The 18,089-nt window shown below is 61.7% G+C and carries 21 protein-coding genes; 12 read left to right on the top strand and 9 right to left on the bottom strand.

Going from position 1 to position 18,089, the window contains the following annotated elements; genetic code table 11:
* Complete coding sequence (locus AC1Q6C_RS03995; protein WP_003940350.1) at positions 1 to 1,125, top strand: alpha/beta hydrolase; 1,125 nt, start codon at positions 1 to 3, stop codon at positions 1,123 to 1,125.
* On the opposite strand, the gene AC1Q6C_RS04000 is transcribed toward AC1Q6C_RS03995, so the two are convergent.
* Positions 1,061 to 1,651 carry a TetR/AcrR family transcriptional regulator gene (locus AC1Q6C_RS04000; RefSeq protein WP_007733795.1) on the bottom strand — a complete coding sequence of 197 codons (591 nt, stop codon included), beginning with the start codon at positions 1,649 to 1,651 and terminating at the stop codon, positions 1,061 to 1,063. The two genes, AC1Q6C_RS03995 and AC1Q6C_RS04000, sit on opposite strands and share 65 nt — an antisense overlap.
* A gap of 130 nt (positions 1,652 to 1,781) precedes the next feature.
* On the opposite strand from AC1Q6C_RS04000, the gene AC1Q6C_RS04005 reads away from it, so the two are divergent.
* The 6 genes from AC1Q6C_RS04005 to AC1Q6C_RS04030 all read left to right on the top strand — a co-directional run bounded on the left by AC1Q6C_RS04005 (position 1,782) and on the right by AC1Q6C_RS04030 (position 6,443).
* Complete coding sequence (locus tag AC1Q6C_RS04005; protein ID WP_322001545.1) at positions 1,782 to 2,786, top strand: patatin-like phospholipase family protein; 1,005 nt, start codon at positions 1,782 to 1,784, stop codon at positions 2,784 to 2,786.
* A gap of 13 nt (positions 2,787 to 2,799) precedes the next feature.
* Positions 2,800 to 4,332, top strand: a complete 1,533-nt coding sequence (locus AC1Q6C_RS04010; protein ID WP_054187715.1) for a flavin-containing monooxygenase — start codon at positions 2,800 to 2,802, stop codon at positions 4,330 to 4,332.
* On the top strand, positions 4,329 to 5,207 hold the full coding sequence (locus AC1Q6C_RS04015; RefSeq protein WP_007733788.1) for an SDR family oxidoreductase: 879 nt from the start codon (positions 4,329 to 4,331) through the stop codon (positions 5,205 to 5,207). Before AC1Q6C_RS04010 ends, AC1Q6C_RS04015 begins: the two co-directional genes overlap by 4 nt.
* Positions 5,208 to 5,226: 19 nt before the next feature.
* The gene (locus AC1Q6C_RS04020; protein ID WP_050654796.1) at positions 5,227 to 5,745 is read left to right on the top strand and encodes a GNAT family N-acetyltransferase; all 519 of its coding nucleotides are present in this window, start codon (positions 5,227 to 5,229) and stop codon (positions 5,743 to 5,745) included.
* Positions 5,746 to 5,835: 90 nt separating this feature from the next.
* The gene (locus tag AC1Q6C_RS04025; protein WP_054187716.1) at positions 5,836 to 6,255 is read left to right on the top strand and encodes a hypothetical protein; all 420 of its coding nucleotides are present in this window, start codon (positions 5,836 to 5,838) and stop codon (positions 6,253 to 6,255) included.
* Positions 6,255 to 6,443: a helix-turn-helix transcriptional regulator gene (locus AC1Q6C_RS04030; RefSeq protein WP_003940277.1), complete on the top strand. Its 189-nt coding sequence runs from the start codon at positions 6,255 to 6,257 to the stop codon at positions 6,441 to 6,443. Before AC1Q6C_RS04025 ends, AC1Q6C_RS04030 begins: the two co-directional genes overlap by 1 nt.
* 57 nt (positions 6,444 to 6,500) lie before the next feature.
* Here the strand turns inward: AC1Q6C_RS04030 and AC1Q6C_RS04035 are convergent, their stop codons facing one another.
* The 5 genes from AC1Q6C_RS04035 to AC1Q6C_RS04055 form a co-directional block, all read right to left on the bottom strand.
* Positions 6,501 to 6,728 carry a hypothetical protein gene (locus AC1Q6C_RS04035; RefSeq protein ID WP_007733785.1) on the bottom strand — a complete coding sequence of 76 codons (228 nt, stop codon included), beginning with the start codon at positions 6,726 to 6,728 and terminating at the stop codon, positions 6,501 to 6,503.
* Between the two features lie 81 nt (positions 6,729 to 6,809).
* On the bottom strand, positions 6,810 to 7,637 hold the full coding sequence (locus tag AC1Q6C_RS04040) for an ABC transporter ATP-binding protein (RefSeq protein ID WP_007733784.1): 828 nt from the start codon (positions 7,635 to 7,637) through the stop codon (positions 6,810 to 6,812).
* Positions 7,621 to 8,721, bottom strand: coding sequence for a taurine ABC transporter substrate-binding protein (locus AC1Q6C_RS04045; RefSeq protein ID WP_054187717.1), 1,101 nt, complete (start codon positions 8,719 to 8,721; stop codon positions 7,621 to 7,623). Before AC1Q6C_RS04045 ends, AC1Q6C_RS04040 begins: the two co-directional genes overlap by 17 nt.
* The gene (locus tag AC1Q6C_RS04050) at positions 8,718 to 9,575 is read right to left on the bottom strand and encodes an ABC transporter permease (RefSeq protein WP_003939782.1); all 858 of its coding nucleotides are present in this window, start codon (positions 9,573 to 9,575) and stop codon (positions 8,718 to 8,720) included. Before AC1Q6C_RS04050 ends, AC1Q6C_RS04045 begins: the two co-directional genes overlap by 4 nt.
* 244 nt (positions 9,576 to 9,819) lie before the next feature.
* Positions 9,820 to 10,746 carry a class I SAM-dependent methyltransferase gene (locus AC1Q6C_RS04055; protein WP_003940163.1) on the bottom strand — a complete coding sequence of 309 codons (927 nt, stop codon included), beginning with the start codon at positions 10,744 to 10,746 and terminating at the stop codon, positions 9,820 to 9,822.
* An 88-nt stretch (positions 10,747 to 10,834) separates the two neighbouring features.
* Here AC1Q6C_RS04055 and AC1Q6C_RS04060 point away from each other — a divergent pair, with 88 nt between their 5' ends.
* From AC1Q6C_RS04060 to AC1Q6C_RS04075, 4 genes are all read left to right on the top strand, one after another.
* The gene (locus AC1Q6C_RS04060) at positions 10,835 to 11,680 is read left to right on the top strand and encodes an LLM class F420-dependent oxidoreductase (RefSeq protein ID WP_030535221.1); all 846 of its coding nucleotides are present in this window, start codon (positions 10,835 to 10,837) and stop codon (positions 11,678 to 11,680) included.
* 105 nt (positions 11,681 to 11,785) lie between these two features.
* On the top strand, positions 11,786 to 12,358 hold the full coding sequence (locus tag AC1Q6C_RS04065) for a flavin reductase family protein (protein WP_003940431.1): 573 nt from the start codon (positions 11,786 to 11,788) through the stop codon (positions 12,356 to 12,358).
* A complete protein-coding gene (locus AC1Q6C_RS04070) occupies positions 12,351 to 12,977 on the top strand; it encodes a superoxide dismutase (protein WP_064687666.1) in 627 nt (208 codons plus the stop codon). The genes AC1Q6C_RS04065 and AC1Q6C_RS04070 overlap by 8 nt, the downstream gene beginning before the upstream one ends.
* Positions 12,978 to 13,147: 170 nt before the next feature.
* On the top strand, positions 13,148 to 14,239 hold the full coding sequence (locus AC1Q6C_RS04075) for an alpha/beta fold hydrolase (protein ID WP_007733778.1): 1,092 nt from the start codon (positions 13,148 to 13,150) through the stop codon (positions 14,237 to 14,239).
* A 1-nt stretch (position 14,240) separates the two neighbouring features.
* On the opposite strand, the gene AC1Q6C_RS04080 is transcribed toward AC1Q6C_RS04075, so the two are convergent.
* Together AC1Q6C_RS04080 and AC1Q6C_RS04085 are read right to left on the bottom strand one after the other, a co-directional pair.
* Complete coding sequence (locus AC1Q6C_RS04080) at positions 14,241 to 15,197, bottom strand: vWA domain-containing protein (RefSeq protein WP_492666388.1); 957 nt, start codon at positions 15,195 to 15,197, stop codon at positions 14,241 to 14,243.
* Entirely contained in the window at positions 15,146 to 15,517 is a 372-nt protein-coding gene (locus tag AC1Q6C_RS04085; protein ID WP_492666389.1) for a TerD family protein, read from the bottom strand. Before AC1Q6C_RS04085 ends, AC1Q6C_RS04080 begins: the two co-directional genes overlap by 52 nt.
* Before the next feature lie 174 nt (positions 15,518 to 15,691).
* Between AC1Q6C_RS04085 and AC1Q6C_RS04090 the strand changes: the two genes are divergently transcribed.
* Positions 15,692 to 16,654 (top strand): sensor domain-containing diguanylate cyclase, encoded by a 963-nt coding sequence (locus tag AC1Q6C_RS04090; protein ID WP_030535217.1) that lies wholly within the window; start codon positions 15,692 to 15,694, stop codon positions 16,652 to 16,654.
* A 95-nt stretch (positions 16,655 to 16,749) separates the two neighbouring features.
* Here the strand turns inward: AC1Q6C_RS04090 and AC1Q6C_RS04095 are convergent, their stop codons facing one another.
* On the bottom strand, positions 16,750 to 18,066 hold the full coding sequence (locus AC1Q6C_RS04095; protein ID WP_492666390.1) for an HNH endonuclease signature motif containing protein: 1,317 nt from the start codon (positions 18,064 to 18,066) through the stop codon (positions 16,750 to 16,752).
* Positions 18,067 to 18,089 lie beyond the last annotated feature (23 nt).

Consider the following 18,089-nt stretch of genomic DNA (forward strand, 5'->3'; position numbering starts at 1 on the left):
GTGTCGGAATCCGTGAAGCAGGCCAGCAGCCGCAGCATTCGAGATCGCGCCGAAGCATCCTTGGTGGCAGCCGCATTCGCACTGCCCAGCGCGGTGAAACGTCGAATCACCGGACCACCCGTCGTCATCGAGGGCAACACGCTCGACGCCGACGCACACCTTCTGCTCACGCTCGCGAAGACGCGGCCACTCCCCTCGCATTCAACCGATCCCCAGTCACTCGCCGCTGCTCGCGCCAATCTCACCCGAACCGCGATCATGATGGGCGGCAGGCCCACGCCCGTCCACACCGAGGAGATCTCCGTTTCGGGTGCCGACGGCCCGCTTCGCGCCCGGCTCTACGTCCCGACAGCCGACACCGGCGCTCTGCTCGTCTATTTCCACGGCGGAGGGTGGGTACAGGGCAGCATCGAATCCCACGATGCCCCGTGCCGCCTGTTGGCCGAAACCTCCGGCGCACGGGTCATCTCGGTCGACTACCGGCTCTCACCCGAATTCGCTTTCCCCACACCGGTACACGATGCCTATGCCGCCTACCTCGATATCGTCGACCGCGCCGACGAGTTCTGCGCAGACCCGACGCGCATCGCTGTCGGGGGCGACAGCGCGGGCGGGCATCTTTCCGCAACGGTCGCGCTGCGTGCCCGCGACGACGGCAAGACCCCACCGGCGGCGCAGCTGTTGATCTACCCCGCGACCGACTTTCACGAGAAGGCCCCCTCGCGAACGACGTTCGGTGAAGGTTTCTTCCTGACCGAGGCCAACATGAACTTCTACGAGTCCAGCTTCCTCGGCAGCAATGCCGATCGACTCGATCCGATGGTGTCGCCGCTACGCGCCCCCGACGCGACCGGACTGCCGCCGGCCATCGTGATCACGGCGGGATTCGATCCACTCCGGGACGAAGGCGAAGCCTACGCAGCTCGATTGCGCGACAACGGTGTTCACGTGACCGATCGACGCTATCGCGGGTTCATCCACGGCTTCGTCAACGTTCTGGGACCGAGCGCCGGTTCGCGCACCGCCGTCGCCGAGATCGGCGGAATGCTCCGCGTTCTACTCACCCACCCAGCAAAATCTCCCGCAACGTATCCACCAGCGGATCAACAGGCAGCTCAGGGCTGATCGCACGCTGTAGCCCCAAACCGATTCCGACGCTGAGTATGCGCAGTGCCGCGGCGTTCGGGTCCAGTGTCGGCGTCACGCCGTTGGACTCGGCAAGATGTTGCACCACTCCGGCAATCAGTCCGCGCACCTGATCGGCACCCGTCGCGATCTTTTCGCGGATCTCTTCGCTGTGCCGCGATCGCACCGAGAACTCGACTTCGAGCAACGTCCATCTCTTGTCCCCGATGGTTCGCTCGGCCCATCGCGCGAACTCGGCCACCGCGTCGTCGAGCGTCGAATTGGCTCCGAGCTGTGAGGTGATCTCGCCGACCTTGGTCAACCTGATTCGGCCGAGCACCTCGGCGCACAACTCGTCCTTGTTCTTGAAGTTCGAGTACACCGCACCTTTGGAATAACCGGCATCCTCGGCGATCTGATCGAGCGACGCGGCGGCGTACCCGCGATCGAGGAAATGTTCGACGGCCGTCGCCAACAAGGTCTCGCGGGTCATCGCCTGCGCTTCCTGCCTGGTCAATCGCGCCATCGGAACCTCCTCGCGGTTCTGAGTATCGAGATTCCAACGGTAGCCGAATACCGGAAGCGCACCGCAGGCGCACTCCCGAAACCCAAATTTGGGGTACCCACGTTATTCAGATACTGATAGTCTCCGAAATATGACTTCAGAAGTGACCGGCACCACCGCGCCCGGGTCCGGACGACACAGCGCGCCTAGACGGGGATTGGCAATCGGATGCGGCGGCACCCTCGGCTTCGCCTGGACCGTTGCTGCCCTCGCCTCGGTTCGGGACGCCCTCGACTGGGATCCCCGCGAAGCCACCGCCATCATCGGCACGTCCGCCGGAGCCGAGTTCGTGACAATGCTCGGCAGCGGAGTCGGCGTCGACGAGTTGGTAGCCATGCAACTCGGAGAGCCCGCCGCACGTCCCGAACTCCTCGCCCACACAGCATCGGCGCCCGGAAGAATCCCGCCACTTCCGAGTTTGGGGATCGGCAATCCACGACTGGTGACGCGTCGAGATCTTCCCGTTCTGAGCCGGATGAGCGGTATCGCACCGCGTGGTGGCGGCGACCCGTCCTGGCTCACCACGCTCGCCGAATCTCTTGCCCCTGGCGATTCGTGGCTCCCACATCCGCGCGCGTACATGGTATCCATGGACTACAGAACCGGGCGACGGGTCGCGTTCGGGGCACAGGGGGCTCCGAAAGCGACAGTCGGTGAAGCGCTTCGAGCGTCTTGGGCGATTCCCGGCTGGTTCCCACCTGTCACCATCGACGGCGTCAGGTACATCGACGGCGGCGCGGCGTCCACGGCATCGGTAGACCTCCTGCTCCCCCTCGAACTCGACGAGCTGGTTGTACTGGCGCCCATGGCATCTCGAACATTGAAGCCGGCGCGCGGCGCCGCCCGTATCGAACGCGGCGCCCTGCGGAACTCCATGTCCAAGGGCCTCGACCGGGAAATCGAACTGGTGCGCGCTGCGGGAACCAGGGTCTTGCGCATAGACGCCACCGACGACGATCTCGCCGTCATGGGCGCCAACTTCATGGACGGCCGACGGCGGCTCGCCACCTTCGAATCATCCCTACGTACAACACGTGCGAGCGTGAAACGCGAACTAGATGCGCGCCCGTTCCACTCCACCCCGTCCCACCAGTGAAAGCGCAGACTCAGTGAACAACAGAACTGACCACTTCGAGGTCGTGATCATCGGTGGCGGGATCTCCGGGATCGGTGCCGCAATTCACCTGCAGCGCCTCGGGATCGACAATTTTGTCCTGCTCGAGAAAGCGGACTCCCTCGGCGGCACCTGGCGCGCCAACACCTATCCCGGTTGTGCCTGCGACGTTCCGTCCGGCCTGTACTCGTATTCCTTTGCCGCCAATCCGGATTGGACCCGACTGTTCGCGGAGCAGCCGGAGATCCGCGAGTACATCGAGGACACGGCCGTCCGCCACGGGGTCGACAAGCACGTTCGCTTCGGGGTCGAAATGCTCTCCGCACAGTGGGACGCATCGCAATCACTTTGGAAGATAACAACTTCCAGCGGTGAACTCACTGCTCGTTTCGTGATAGCCGCCGCCGGCCCGTGGAACGAACCCTTGACGCCGGCGATCCCCGGGCTGGAAACGTTCGAGGGCGAGGTGTTTCATTCCTCGCAGTGGAATCACGACTACGACTTGACCGGAAAGCGCGTCGCCGTCGTAGGTACCGGCGCTTCCGCAGTCCAATTCGTGCCGCGCATCGTCTCCGACGTGTCCGCCCTTCACCTTTACCAACGCACAGCTCAATGGGTCCTTCCCAAACCCGATCACTACGTACCGCGGATCGAAAGGTCCGTCATGCGATTCGTACCGGGAGCGCACAAGGCTCTACGCAGCATCGAATACGGAATCATGGAAGCGCTTGGATTGGGGTTCCGCAATCCGTGGATCCTGCGTATCGTGCAGAAACTCGGGTCGGCCCAATTGCGCTTGCAGGTGCGCGATCCGAAGCTACGCAAGGCGCTGACTCCCGACTACACCCTCGGTTGCAAGCGACTACTCATGTCGAACTCGTACTACCCGGCCCTCGGCAGACCCAACGTGACCGTCCATGCCAACGCAGTCGAAGAGATCCACGGCAACACCGTGATCGGAGCCGACGGAGTGGAATCGGAAGTGGACGCGATCATCTTCGGAACGGGCTTCCACATCCTCGACATGCCCATTGCATCAAAGGTATTCGACGGAGAAGGTCGATCACTCGACGATCATTGGCAGGGAAGCCCGCGGGCGTACTTCGGTTCCGCCGTCAGCGGATTCCCCAACGCGTTCATTCTGCTGGGCCCGAGCCTCGGCACCGGACACACGTCGGCCTTCATGATTCTGGAAGCCCAACTGAACTATGTGGCACAGGCGATCGGCCACGCTCGTCGGCACGGCTGGAAAACCATCGACGTGCGCCCGGAAGTACAGGCGGCCTTCAACTCTCAAGTTCAGGAGGCATTGGGTACCACGGTCTACAACGCCGGTGGTTGCGAAAGCTATTTCTTCGACGTCAACGGCCGCAACAGCTTCAACTGGCCGTGGTCGTCAGGAGCCATGCGTCGACGGCTACGGGCCTTCGATCCATATGCCTACAACCACACGCTGTCCGACAACCCTGCGTCAGACGACACCCCCGCTGAGCCCACCACCACCCCCGAACCGGAGTACACCACATGAGCCTTTTCGGCACCACCTACCCGCCGATCGATCTCGACGGAGCAGTCGTCGTCATCTCCGGAGGTGGCCGCGGAATCGGCCGGGCCACAGCGGAGTTGTTCGCAGCTCGCGGCGCACTCGTCTGCGTCGGCGACCTCGACGAGGAGACGGCCGTCGACACCGCCGCATCCATCGGCGCACGGGCCCGCGGGTACGCTCTGGACGTCACCTCACGCGAATCCTGGGATGTGTTCGTCTCCACAGTGATCGGCGAATTCGGTCACATCGACATTCTGGTCAACAATGCGGGCGTGATGCCGCTCGGCAGCTTCCTCGACGAGTCCGACGCCACCAGTCGAGTAACCCTCGACGTCAATGTCTGGGGCCCGATTCACGGGATGCGCACCGTGCTGCCCGGCATGGTGGATCGGCGACGCGGCCACGTCGTCAACATCGCATCCATGGCAGGCAAGCTACCGGTGCCAGGAATGGCCGTGTACAACGCAAGCAAGTTCGGTGCGGTGGGCCTTTCCGCCTCTGCTCGTGTCGAATTCGCAGATTCCGGCGTCAGCGTCAGCGCCATCCTGCCCAGCGCGGTGCGCACCGGGCTCTCCTCCGGTGTGCCACTCGGAAAGGGCATGCCGACGGTTGAACCCGAGGTCGTGGCCAAAGCTGTCGTCGACACGGTCGCGCACCGGCGAGCCGAAACTACTGTTCCGCGTTACCTTGCGGGCTGGGACCTCATCGACGCTGTAGTACCCGAATGGATGATCAACATCGGACGCCGGGTGATCGACGATCGCCGCGCGCTGACATCGGTAGATCCGAACGGGCGTGCGGATTACGAAAAGCGAGTGGCACGTCAGGCCGAAAACGAGGAGCACGATCGGAGATGAAGCGGGTAGTTTCGTGGCCATGTACATCCGCCGCGAAACTTCTTCCGACCGTGACGCAATCTATTCACTGCTCGGGGCGGCGTTTGCCGACCAAGCGCCGCCCGGCGAGTCTCCCTACGAGATCGAACTGACACGTCAGCTCTTCGCCTCGAACGACTACTTACCGAAGTTGTCCCTTGTCGCCGTCGCCGGTGATGAGATCGTTGGTTTCGTGATCGGAACACGCGGATGGGTCGGTCCCGTTGAGGCGGTTGGCCTCGGCCCGTTGGCAGTCACACCGGACAACCAACGCAGCGGCGTCGGTTCGGCGTTGATGCACGCGGTGATCGGTGCGTCCGACGCTCTGGACGTGCCACTGCTCGCCCTCCTGGGCAGCACCGAGTACTACCCGCAGTTCGGGTTCGTCACCAGCACGGACGCCGGGATCGATTCTCCGGAAGCCGAGTGGGGCGAGCACTTTCAGATCAGGACCCTCACCACGCACCGCCCCGATCAGACGGGGAAGTTTTCATACGCAGCGCCTTTCGGGGTCGCTTGACCCTCAGCGCGATGTAAGAGTTCTTTGACATCCAGCGCACGTAGACCTACGCTCAGGCATGTCAAAGAACTCTTACACCTGGGAGGCTTCATGAGCACCACGGCACGGTGGAGCCTGATCATCGGTATCGGCGTCGCAGCAACGCTAGCCTTCAGCTTTTTTGCAGCATCGACCGCCGATGATCGGAAGACGTTGGCCTTCATCGTCTTCGCAATCGTCATGGCACCGGCTTGTATCGGGTCGGCGTGGGCCCTTTTTCCATCGGAGAACGACAAGGCCCCCGCCTACCCCGAGGACACCGTCGAAACAGAATGGAGTCGCAAGGCCGGCTTCGGCGCGTTCACCGACTTGATCACTGCCATGGGGATCGCGCTGATCGCGCACAATGTCTTCGGCGCTCCCGAACTGCCGCTCGTAATGTTTACAGCCCTCGGGCTGGCCGACTTCGGAATCCGGTACTGGGCAGTGTCGAGGGACCGCACCCCACAATCGAGATCTGACGAGATCTGATGCGCAACAACCTTCAAGAACTTCGTACGGCAGCCGGATTGTCACAGCAAGCGTGCGCCGACGCGCTCGGCATCACACGCCAGACCGTCATCTCGATCGAGAAGGGACACTTCGACCCGCGTCTGTCACTGGCGTTCCGAATCGCCGAATACTTCGACAAACGCGTAGACGACATTTTCTCCAGCTGACGCCGTCTCGAACTGACGGAAGATCAGTCGAGCTGCGGTTTCAGTCGAGCTGCGGTTTCAGTCGAACAGAGTTGGCGATCCGTTTTCGTCGTTCCCGTCTTCGACGGCCGTTGCCTTCTTGCCCGAGCCCTTGCGGACGACGGTCAACGTCGTCGTTCGACGCGACAACCTGTGCCCGTCACTGTGTTCGAGCAGCGCCATCCCCTGGCGAACTTCGACCACCGTCCACGGACCCGCATGGCCGGCTGCCTGCACGAGGTCACCGGACTCCACCTCAGTTGCCATGACCACTCCTTGTTCGTCGTGTCCTGCACGTTCTCCTTCCTATTATCGACGCGGCCACCTGGTAGTCGACGCGCAGGGTACCTACGCTGCAGCTGCAACCTTGACCGCATGGCCGACTTCGGCTCGGAATGCCGCGTATTCGGGTGAGCCTCGGAGATCGTCGGGATCGACGCCGGTTCGTGGCAGATCGATTTTCAGGTCGAGCGCGACCTTGCCCGGTCGGCTTGTCAGAACTACGACGCGGGAGCCGAGAAAGGCCGCCTCGTCGGCACTGTGAGTGACGAAGACACTTGTTCGCCCCGATTCGGCACTGACACTGCGCAGGTCCTCCTGCAGACGCTCGCGAGTGAGGGCGTCCAGCGCGGCAAAGGGTTCGTCCAACAGGAGCAACGACGTTTCGGCCGCCAAGGCACGAGCAATTGCCACCCGCTGCTGCTGCCCGCCGGAGATTTCCCAGATACGCCGGTCCGCAGTGCCGACCAGACCGACGCGGTCGAGAAGCTCGTCACGCCTTTGCCCGCGTTCGCTCTTCGCAACGCCGGCGTATTTGAGTGCCAGATCGATGTTGCCGCCCACCGATTTCCACGGAAAGAGCCGTGGCTGCTGAAACACCACTCCCGCACTCGACCCGGGAATCGGGTCGGATCCGGAGACCTGAACCGTTCCACTGGAAGGACTTTCGAAACCCGCGATCAGCCGCAGCAATGTGCTCTTGCCGCAACCCGACGCTCCGACGAGAACCAGAAACTCACCAGGTGTGACGTCGATCGATACGGGCCCGAGTGCCGTGACGGACTCTCGACCGTGGCCGTACCTGTGCGAGACGGTGTCGATTCGGATCGCGCCCGGGCGGTCGGGGGCGAATCCACCCGAGGCCTGCTGCGCGGTCACGCTACTGGTCAAGGACATCGGGAAGCCCCTTCACATAGAGAGCACTCTGAAAGACCGTCAGGTCAGGCACACTGTCGATCTGCTTCTGCTCGGCCAGGAATTGCGCTGCACTCTGCAGGTTCACTGCCAGATTCCCGGGAGCGCCCTCGGTGCCCAACCATTCCGGCGAGGAGATCTGCTCCGGAGTGAGGAACACACCCTGTTTCAACTGCGCTGCCGCGTCTTCCTTCGAGGCGCCTAATTGTGCGGCAACAGCTTCCGCTGCCGCGTTCGGATCAGTGGCGATCGTCGTGAGCGCGCGGGCCTGAACCTGGCGCCAGGTGTCGACGATCTCGGGGTGATCCTTGGCAAACGCAGTCGACACCACACCAAGATCGAGTGTCGGCTTTCCTGCTGTCGCGAGCTCACGGCTGGCGATCAACTGTGTTCCGTCCTTACGGAGTTCGTCGAGCGTGGGCAGCCAGGTGTAGACGGCATCGATGTCACCGCGCTGCCAGGCTGCGAGGGATGCTTGCGGCTGGAGATCCACCAATTGGACGTCGTCGGCACTGAGTCCGGCCTGGTTCAGCGCTGCCAGCAGACTGTAGTGCGCGGTCGAGGCGAATGCCGTGGCCACTTTCTTGCCGCGCAGATCTGCGACGGTCTTGATTCCGGTTGCGTTGCGCGCCACCAGGGCTTCGTTGTCGCCGGCCACGTCCAGAACAAACGCGACCTGATACGGAATGTTCAGCGGTGCCGAGAGGCCACGAGCAACCGGACTCGAACCGATTGCGCCGAAATCGATTTCACCGGCGATGAAGGCGGTGTTGATGTCGGCTCCCGAATCGAACTTCGTCCACTTCACGTTGTACTCGGGCAGTGCGTCTTCGAGCCAGCGATTGTTCTTGACTATCAAGTCGCCGCTCGGGAACGACTGGTAAGCGATACGGATCGTTTCCTTGGACGAATCCTGGCCCGAATGATCAACCGAGCACGCACCGAGAACAAGGGCAAGGACGCCGATCAGCACCGTGAACGCCGTCCGGGCAGCCCTTCCTTCATTGGGCGTCGAATTACTGCTGCGCTTCAGATTGCTGCTGGCGTGTTTCTGATTGTCAGTCATACTTTTCCCCTCCAGGGAACGGCGCGGCGCTCTGCAGCCCGCAGCAGTCCGTCGATGATCAGGCCGGAGAATCCGATGGCAAAGATCCCCACCAGCACGACCGGTGTGTTGTTGTAATTGCTTGCATCCTTGACCATTCCGCCGATTCCGGGGATGCCGTTGAACAGTTCGGCCGCGACCACCGACGAGTACGCCATACCTACCGACAGCCGAATGCCCGTGAAAGTTTCCGGTAAGGCCGACGGGACGACGACGTCCCGGATCACTTGCGCCCGTGAGGCTCCCAGGGCCCTGGCCGCTTCGACTAGTCCGACCGGCGCCGCGACCACAGCAGCTGTGGTGGCCACCGCTGCCGGCGGAAGAGCAGCGAGCGCCAGCAATGTAATCTTCGGCGCCTCGTCGATTCCCAGCCAGATCACCAACAGGAAGAAATACGCCAGGGGCGGCAGTGCGCGCAGGAACGTCAACCACGGTTCGAGCAGGCTCCGCAGCCATGTCACCGATCCCATGGCCAAACCGAGGATCACGCCCAATCCGACGCCGATGATCACACCGACCAGCACCCGTCGCAGCGTCATGTAGAGGTGCTCCCAGAGCAGGTAGCCCTGGTAGCCGCGCACTCCGTCGTGCGTGGTCATCGTGTTGACGAAGGCATGCCAGACCGTGCTCGGGAACGGCACGAAGGTCTCACTCCAGGTGCCGCTCGCGGCAGCGACCTGCCACAGGGCCAAGAATGCGATCACGGAAAGCACCGGCAGTCCGACAGTGGTCGCACTTGAAGTCCACGGCCGACGCGGCTCACGGTTCGGTTCCGTGACTGATGTTGGTTCTATTGCTTCGACAGGAGTCGACATCGCTGTTCTTCCTCGACGTACGGAAAATTCCGGCACACATGCAGCAACGGGCGCATATGCAGGGGCGAAGGCGCACAGAGCGGCGCCATTCTCACTCAGGAGAGTCGGAAGGAATCAACAGCAACAGCAATTGGCACCAAGACGGCACAGGTCGACGGCGATGCGTCGTGTCAGTGGCGTCGAGGGCATGGGGGTAATTACTACCTGTGTCTGCAATTACCCGCAAATGCGGGGGAAATAGGCGTCAGTCGGCCAAGCGAACCGACAGCGAATACATGAGCGGGATCTCGGGTCGTCCGGCCGGGACTCCCCAACGCTTGCCGCCGAGTTCAGCCATCTCCTCGAATCCTTGCCAACCGTTGGCGTACGGGTACTCGTCGAAGGACTCGAGCGTCAATCCGGCGCGCCGCAAAGCTCCTAGCACCTCGGAAATGGACCAGTTGAATTCACATGAGGGGAAAGGATTTTCGAAGTTCTCGACTCCGTTTCCCTCAGCGCCTGGCAAGATGAGATCGGCCGAATCTGCCACGTAGTCGCCCACGCCACGGGGTTCGGTCACGGGAGTCCCGCCTCCGTACGGGTATGTCAGCGACCACTTCTCGTCGAAACACATGGCAAACGGATGAAACTCCACCAGAACGAATCGACCGTTCGGCGCCAGAACACCGGCAATCCCCTCGGCCCACTCGTCGAGATCGGGTAACCAGATCACCGTTCCGTACGAAGAAAAGACTCGGTCGAACTTTCTCTGGCCAGCGGCAGCAGCGCGGAGCCACGCAGATACATCGGCACGCTCGAAATCGGCGGCAATATCGGATTCCGCGGACAAGGTTCGGGCGAAGTCGATCGCGGAATCCGCGATGTCGACGCCGGTCACCGCGGCACCGAGAGCGGCCAAACTCAACGAATCCTGACCGGAATTGCACTGCAGATGAAGAATCGAGGAGCCGTCGATCTCGCCGAGCAGCGCCAGTTCTTCCGGATACAAGGTCGACCCGCCGTTGCGAAAGAACTGTGCCTGGTCTCCTTTGTGACTGTTGTGAGCGACGGTCGCCGCATTCCATGACAACCGATTCATCTCCGCTGCATCCATCACTACTGCATCCACCTCTACTGCATCCACTTCTCGACCCACAACAAGTCCGCCCGAGTTCACCACGTCCCCGGTCACGTCGGCAATCGATTTACTGGGCTGGAAACCTATCCGAACGAAGATGCAACAGGTTACAGTTTTTCGACGGACCATCGAAGGAGAACCAGTGCGCTACGGACTCAGCCTGTTCACCAGTGATCGCGGCATCCGCCCTGCCGATGCAGCAAAGGCGGCGGAGGCGAATGGATTCGACGCCTTTTACGTTCCGGAGCACACTCACATCCCCGTATCTAGGGATTCCGATCACCCCGGAACCCAGTCGGCAGAATTGCCCGACGACCGTTACATGCGCACACTCGACCCCTGGGTTGCCCTCGGCACCGCCGCGTCGGTCACGAACACCATCCGATTGGGCACCTCCGTGGCCCTCCCCCTCGAACACGATCCGATCACTCTCGCGAAAACCATCGCATCGCTGGACCATCTTTCCGGCGGACGCGTGGTCTTCGGCGTCGGATTCGGCTGGAATGCAGAGGAACTCGCCGACCACGGCGTACCGCCCAACAAACGCCGGACCGCACTCCGCGAGTATCTCGAAGCCATGGGCGAACTGTGGTCGACGGAAGAAGCGTCGTACGACGGCCAATTCGTGAAGTACGGACCCAGCTGGGCGTGGCCCAAACCAGTTCAGAAGCCCCGTCCTCCCATCCTCTTGGGCGGCGGCGGCAACGAGAAGACTTTCAAGTGGATCGCAAAGTCTGCCGACGGGTGGATCACCACACCCATCGAGCAGGAGATCGACGGAAACGTGGAACTGCTCCGAAAGATCTGGGCCGAAGCAGGTAGAGTCGGCGAGCCTGAAATAACCGTCCTGGCAGGCAAACCCGATTCGGAGAAGCTCGCCCACTGGGAAGACATCGGTGTCACCGAAGCAATGTTCGGCACTCCGGACAAGAGCCCCGACGAGGTTGTCGGATACATGGAACGTCTGGCAGCCAAGCTCGGACGGTGAGGTCCGCCACAGCATCTTGACCTCAACTGCACTCGAGGTTTTAACGTCGGTATTGCACAAGACAGTGCAACGGCAGCAAAACCCGAGACAGAAGAGGGGCGAGGAGTGACCACAAAACTGGTTGGCACCCAATCTGTTTCGGACGACTCTGTTGATGCGGAGCCGTCCATCCGAAACTCCTTCGTCGAGGCGTTCCGGAACCATCCCGCCGGCGTCTCGATCATCACCGCAACGGGCGATGACGGCCCGGCCGGCATCACGTCATCGTCGGTGATCTCGATCAGCGCCGATCCTGCAGTTCTGGCGTTTTCACTGCAGTCGTTGCGAGGCTCTGCGAGCGTCATCGCTTCCGCCCGCAGTTTTGTTGTTCACCTGGCAAATTCGGCGAACGAACGACTGGCTTCCACGTTCGCAACCCGCGGCGCTGTGCGCTTCGGAGACGATATGCCCTGGTCGTTTCTCTCGACGGGTGAACCGTTCCTACATGGGACAGGCCACGCCCTGCGTGCGGTTCCCTTGAATGCCACTACATGTGGCGCCGCAGTGATCGTCACTGCACGCGTCGTCGACGTCATCGATCCGCAGCACGTGTCAGCGCCGCTCGTCTATCACAATCGAACCTATCGAAATCTCTCGACTCACAACATTTCCTCAAAGGAAGGCATGTCACATGACTGAATACGTTCTCCCCGACCTGGATTACGACTACGCCGCTCTCGAACCGCACATCTCCGGCGAGATCATGGAACTGCACCACAGCAAGCACCACGCCACGTACGTGGCGGGCGCCAACAGCGCAATCGAGCAGTTGGCTGCTGCGCGCGAAGACGGCACGATCACCGCGAAGGCGCCGCTGCTCAGCAAGAACCTCGCCTTCCACCTCGGCGGCCACACCAATCACTCCATCTTCTGGAAGAACCTCTCCCCCAACGGCGGTGAGCGGCCAGAGGGCGAGTTGGCAGCCGCAATCGACGAGCACTTCGGCACCTTCGACGCATTCGTCAACCACTTCTCCGCTGTAGCAACCACTTTGCAGGGGTCCGGCTGGGCGGTACTGGCCTACGACACGGTCGGGCAGCGCCTGGTCATCGAGCAGCTCACCGACCAGCAAGGCAACATCAGCATCGGTATCGTTCCGTTGCTCATGCTCGACATGTGGGAGCACGCTTTCTACCTGCAGTACAAGAACGTCAAGGCCGACTACGTGAAGGCCTACTGGAACGTCATCAACTGGGAAGACGTTGCACAGCGATACGCGACGGCCACAGCGGCGACGGGCTTGATCGTCCCCGCCTGATCGTCCCCACCCGATCACTGCCATATCACCCCGATCAGCCCAACTCGGCACGGTGGCTCCGTTGCCGAGCTGGGTTTTTACACCCCCGAGATCGATGTATGTGAAGGCAGGTAACATACACCGAGCGTGGCTGACTCGGCCGTCCGCCGATTCGACTCCGAGGGGAACCAGTGCTCGATATCAGTGGTTTGATCGCGACGTGGCGTCCGACGCTGGACACCGCAGCACGCAATGCATGGGGACTCTCGTTCGGCGACGGTGTCGAGAAGACCGAACGCACCCCGTCCGTACTGATCAGCGAAGGTCCACACCGCGATCTGTATCGCTTCGGCGCATTGTGGAGGCCAAGAGGTAACCCGGTTCTCCTCGTACCGCCCCTCGCGGTTTCAGCCGACTGTTACGACCTTCGTGCGGGCCAAAGCCTCGCCGCGCACCTACTGGATGGGGCGAACACGCCCTACCTCCTCGACTACGGGACCATGCGGTACTCCGACCGCGGGATGGGTTTCGAGGCCTGGGTCGACGACATCATCCCGGAAGCGATCCGTACGATCTCGGACCTACATGACGGCGCACCGGTTTCGCTGATCGGGTGGAGCCTCGGCGGGACCATGTCTCTGCTCACGGGCTCCGCTCACTCCGACCTGCCGATCGCATCGATCACGGCAATCGGAACGCCAATCGATTACACGAAGATTCCCGCTATCAGCCCCTTGAGGCTGATCGGCAAATACACGGGCGACACCCCACTCACGTCCGCGACCAATCTTGTCGGCGGACTACCTGCTCCACTCGTTCAGGCGAGTTACAAGGTGACGGCGTTGCAGCGCGAAGTTCTCAAGCCATGGTTCATCATGCGCAACCTCCACAACACCGAGACACTGGCTCGCATGGAATCGATAGACAAGTTCATGGCAGCCATGCCTGGATACCCTGGCAAGGCTTTTCAGCAGATCTGCGAACAACTCATGCTCGGCAACAATCTCTACAACGACGCCGTCACGCTTGCCGGACGCGAGATCAAACTGTCAGCTCTGAGCGTTCCCGTTCTCGCGATCGGCGGCACCACTGACGTGATTGCACCCATCGCTTCGGTGGAAGCAATCACGTCGGTCCTCACCGGCGCGCCGTCGGTCCGGTTCGAGAAGGCGCCGGGAAGTCACCTCGGGCTCGTTGCCGGCCCCACCGCGAGAGACTCCACCTGGGCGCACATCGACGAATTCTTGAAAGAGAATGCACCGCAGTTGGTTTCGACCAGCTAAATCACGGCGTTGTGATTCCCGCGGCTACAGCTGCCTTGTGCCAATCCGGGAATTCACTCAGCAAACGGGTGTACAACTGGGCGTCGTCGACGGTGTCGATGTCGTCCAGCGCGAAGAATCCGGCATTGTCGACCACCCTGCCGTCGAGGTCGTCGAGCTTCTCCAGCACTCCGTAGTTGGCCTTGCCGATTCCGACGAACTGCCAAAAGGCCGGGAGCCCAGACGCTTCGCGCATCAATTTCGTGATTTCCTTGCGCTCGCTGAAGCCACCGTCGGTGAAGAACAGGACGAGCGTCGGCGCCGAACCACGTGTCAGGCCGGAAAGAATCTCAGTCATGATCGGCACTTCACGATTTGCGGCGCCGATCTTGTCATAGTTGAATCCGCCGTGCGAGCCGCGCAAGTGCAGGTAGGTATCCGACCACTCTTCCGCGTCATGGACAGAGATCTCGGGGAGTTTGACGAAGCTGACTGCATACAAGTACGGCTCCAGCTTGCCGTCGTCATCGAGTTGGATCGCAACGGGAATCATGCGTTCGACAACACGATGCACCACTCTGGTGCGGTACTGCTTGGCCATACTTCCGGTTTTGTCGATCACCAGGACCACCCGTGCCCGAATTCCGTTGCCACCCTTCGTCAGCAGGACCTTGGCCACTTCGCGCTTTCGGAGGTCCAGCTTCTCCCGCTTCACCATGGAGAGTTTGGCTTCGTCGGGCACGGTCCGAATGCCGTCTGTCGTTTCAGCAGAGCCGGCGGGTCGAGCCTGCGGTTCCTCGTCGACCGACACTCCGAATGCTGTTACCAGGTCCGCCAATCCGCTGTCCCAGCCAGCTGACACGTTTCGCAGCTTCCAGCCCGCGCCGCGGTGATAGATCTCGACGAGAACCGCTGCCCTCTCACTCGTCAACCCCAAAGCCTGAGCCACGATGGCGGTGGAACCAACCTGCTCCACCACGACCCCAAGGCCCCAAGGCCCCCGACAGCAGACAGGGTTCCGTTTGCCGCCGCATCAAGTGCCACGGCAACACTCAGCTGATGGATGTCAGCGGGCAACCTCGCAATGTCGATTTCGATGACGCCGCCGGGCTCCAAGCGCACCGCGCCTTCGGGTGAGACCGGCTGATTGAAGAAGACAAAATCTGCGTCGTCCCGTACTTTGTTCCGTTCGTCGAGCTGGAACACCATCAGGTCTACCGTGCCCGGGGCGCTACCGTTCACCGCCACCTTCAGCGAAGTTCCCTCAACGACTGTGTTCGCTCCACGCGCCAGCTCCATACCGGAAGATTAGCTGGCCACCAAAGAATCCACGGCCCCGCGGTCGGAAGAATCACAGCACACTTTCAGCAATCGCGAGGATTCTCGAGGCAGACTGTTCGTGGAAGATTTGTCGCACGCGGGACCAAGAGCCTGAACATCGACAGAATCCTAGGGTCGATCAGGAGGTCAAAAATGCCGCACGGCCAGGCGCGCACCATCCCGATGTTGCCACTCTTGCCACCTCTGACGAATTTCGACGACGCAAGTCGCTCGGTCGTGTCCTACCTCGACGAATATCTTCCGCTGGCACTGTGGTCGATCACGCGGTTCGACGGGTCCAATCAAATCTTTCTCACCGTCTCACCCAACCCACTTCACATCGAAGTCGGCGAGACCCGGGCTTGGCCAAACACCATGTGCAGCGAGGTGGTACTCGGAAATGCGCCGCCAGTCTCATCGAATCGCGCGCTCGTGCGCGCACTGTCCCGTGATGGCAGGTGGGAAGGCATTGGCGCATACGTCAGCATCCCAATCCTCCACAACGACGGCAGTCTCTTCGGCACTCTGTGTGGCGCCGACCCGAGTGCGGGCGACTCCGCACTCGAGGACAACCTGGCCCTCCTCAATCTCCTGTGCCGACTTCTCGGAACCATTCTCGATGTCGACTATCAGCGCGCGCAGTCAGTCCGACTGGCCGAAACTGCGCAACTCGATGCCGAGACCGACCCGTTGACAGGTCTTCTCAATCGGCGCGGGTGGAATCGCATCCTCGAGGCCGAGCAAACTCGGTACCGCCAATTCGCCGATCCGGGAGCTATCATCATCGTCGATCTGGACGGCATGAAGACCATCAACGACGAACTCGGCCACGCCGCGGGCGACGAATACGTTCAAAGGGCCGGCAAGATCTTGGCAGCGTGCGCGCACCCTGGTGCGGTGGTTTCACGGTTGGGCGGAGACGAGTTCGGAATCGCTCTGCCCGATACACAGCCGCGCGCCGTCGACTACCTGCTCGAGTGTTTGGAGAAGGCGTTCCGGAATGCCGACGTCTGTTGTTCGATCGGTCGAGCCGACTTTTCCATGACCCAAAGCCTTTCCGAGACTTGGGATACGGCCGATGCGGAGATGTACCGCCACAAGCGCTCGAAGCACTGATTCGACTCCTCCACGGCCGGTTGGCACCGCATCGGAGGATCCCTTCGATGCGGTGCTCGGTCCGTGTTCTGTTGTCGCCAAAGAGGTTTGACCTCTCAGGTTTTGAAGGTGGTGTTCGCCGGCCTGGGTTGCTGTCCGGGGTCGATCGAGGGCGGCGGGATGAACCAGGGTTTGTTGTCGACTCCGATTCGGATTTCCCATTTCCCGACGAACCCTGATTTTCGGTGCATCAGCCGGTGGTGTGAACGGCACAGCAGGACCAGGTTGTTCATCACCGTCGGGCCACCGTTCGCCCAGTGCCGGATATGGTGCGCATCAGTCCACGCCGGCACGCACGTGCAGCCCGGGAAGGCGCAGCCCTTGTCTCGGGCGATCAACGCGACGCGTTGTTCGGCGTTGACCAACCTCTTTCCTGGTTTCGCATCGAGCGGTGCGCCGTGATCGTCGATCAGAACGGTGGAGAGGAAGCAGTCGCAGCCGAGAAGTCGGGTCTGTGACACGGACAGTGGCCCGAGCCAGGGCATGTGCCCGACATCAAGATCCGACAAGTCCAGATCGGGTGAGCCTTCGTCGTCCACATCAGAAGGCGACGCGGCGCAATCCCGATGCTCAGCGAGATCACGCGCATTGATGTGCACGTTCACGTGTGGACGCTGACCACCATCGGTACCGGTCTTGGCGCAATCGAGATAGCGGCGGATCAGTTCGGCGAACCCGTCCGCGGTGCGTTTCGCCGCCGACCGAGCATCGGGAGTCCCGTCCGGTGCCGGGGTGGGCATCGTCAAATTCGACAGGGCCGACAGCAGCATTTCTCCGGTGAGGGCGTCGAAATCACCACGCACCACCACCCGACCGTTCAACGTCGACGCGATCCGCAACTCATTCCGATCCACATCCTCGGCGGGCGGAATCTCATCCGATTCGAAAATGCGCTCTAACGTCGCGATCACGTTCCGCACTTTCGTGGTTGTCGCTTCCACTCCGGACGCGGCAGCCAACAACAAATCGATACAGCGAGGGAGCGCTTCCTCCGGCATGCCCTTCGGTGGTGACTCGCAGAACGCCACGATCAACACGGCATGATCGAACGAGCAATCCCCGCCATCGAACCGAGCAGCCACCGCCGGAAACGGCCGCAACGCCGCACCCAACGCGGCGATCTTCTTCCCGTCCCGAACCTGCAGCATCGTGTTGGCCGCCAACCAGGACCCCACACCGCGGCTGGCAATCACCTGATCATCCGGGCGCAACGACAACTCGTCCACCACAGCCACACGCACAGCTTCGAGGCGCAGAATCTCCGCACTCGCCTCGACCGCAGCAGCGCGCAACTCTGCAGCAGACAACTGCCACAACCGTCCGCGTAACCCCACCGCAGAACCAGACACCACATCCGACAACAAGACACTCATTGAATCCCCCGATCCCCTCCCCA

The organism is Rhodococcus sp. MT28, from assembly GCF_058792695.1.

What these genes read in the sequence shown, in the direction of transcription:
- AC1Q6C_RS04085 (WP_492666389.1), bottom strand. Translation starts at nt 15,517, where the DNA reads ATGGAGCTGGCGCGTGGAGCGAACACAGTCGTTGAGGGAACTTCGCTG.
- AC1Q6C_RS04090 (WP_030535217.1), top strand. Translation starts at nt 15,692, where the DNA reads ATGCCGCACGGCCAGGCGCGCACCATCCCGATGTTGCCACTCTTGCCA.
- AC1Q6C_RS04025 (WP_054187716.1), top strand. Translation starts at nt 5,836, where the DNA reads ATGAGCACCACGGCACGGTGGAGCCTGATCATCGGTATCGGCGTCGCA.
- AC1Q6C_RS04095 (WP_492666390.1), bottom strand. Translation starts at nt 18,066, where the DNA reads ATGAGTGTCTTGTTGTCGGATGTGGTGTCTGGTTCTGCGGTGGGGTTA.
- AC1Q6C_RS04015 (WP_007733788.1), top strand. Translation starts at nt 4,329, where the DNA reads ATGAGCCTTTTCGGCACCACCTACCCGCCGATCGATCTCGACGGAGCA.
- AC1Q6C_RS04000 (WP_007733795.1), bottom strand. Translation starts at nt 1,651, where the DNA reads ATGGCGCGATTGACCAGGCAGGAAGCGCAGGCGATGACCCGCGAGACC.
- AC1Q6C_RS04035 (WP_007733785.1), bottom strand. Translation starts at nt 6,728, where the DNA reads ATGGCAACTGAGGTGGAGTCCGGTGACCTCGTGCAGGCAGCCGGCCAT.
- AC1Q6C_RS04050 (WP_003939782.1), bottom strand. Translation starts at nt 9,575, where the DNA reads ATGTCGACTCCTGTCGAAGCAATAGAACCAACATCAGTCACGGAACCG.
- AC1Q6C_RS04070 (WP_064687666.1), top strand. Translation starts at nt 12,351, where the DNA reads ATGACTGAATACGTTCTCCCCGACCTGGATTACGACTACGCCGCTCTC.
- AC1Q6C_RS04020 (WP_050654796.1), top strand. Translation starts at nt 5,227, where the DNA reads ATGTACATCCGCCGCGAAACTTCTTCCGACCGTGACGCAATCTATTCA.
- AC1Q6C_RS04005 (WP_322001545.1), top strand. Translation starts at nt 1,782, where the DNA reads ATGACTTCAGAAGTGACCGGCACCACCGCGCCCGGGTCCGGACGACAC.
- AC1Q6C_RS04045 (WP_054187717.1), bottom strand. Translation starts at nt 8,721, where the DNA reads ATGACTGACAATCAGAAACACGCCAGCAGCAATCTGAAGCGCAGCAGT.
- AC1Q6C_RS04040 (WP_007733784.1), bottom strand. Translation starts at nt 7,637, where the DNA reads ATGTCCTTGACCAGTAGCGTGACCGCGCAGCAGGCCTCGGGTGGATTC.
- AC1Q6C_RS04030 (WP_003940277.1), top strand. Translation starts at nt 6,255, where the DNA reads ATGCGCAACAACCTTCAAGAACTTCGTACGGCAGCCGGATTGTCACAG.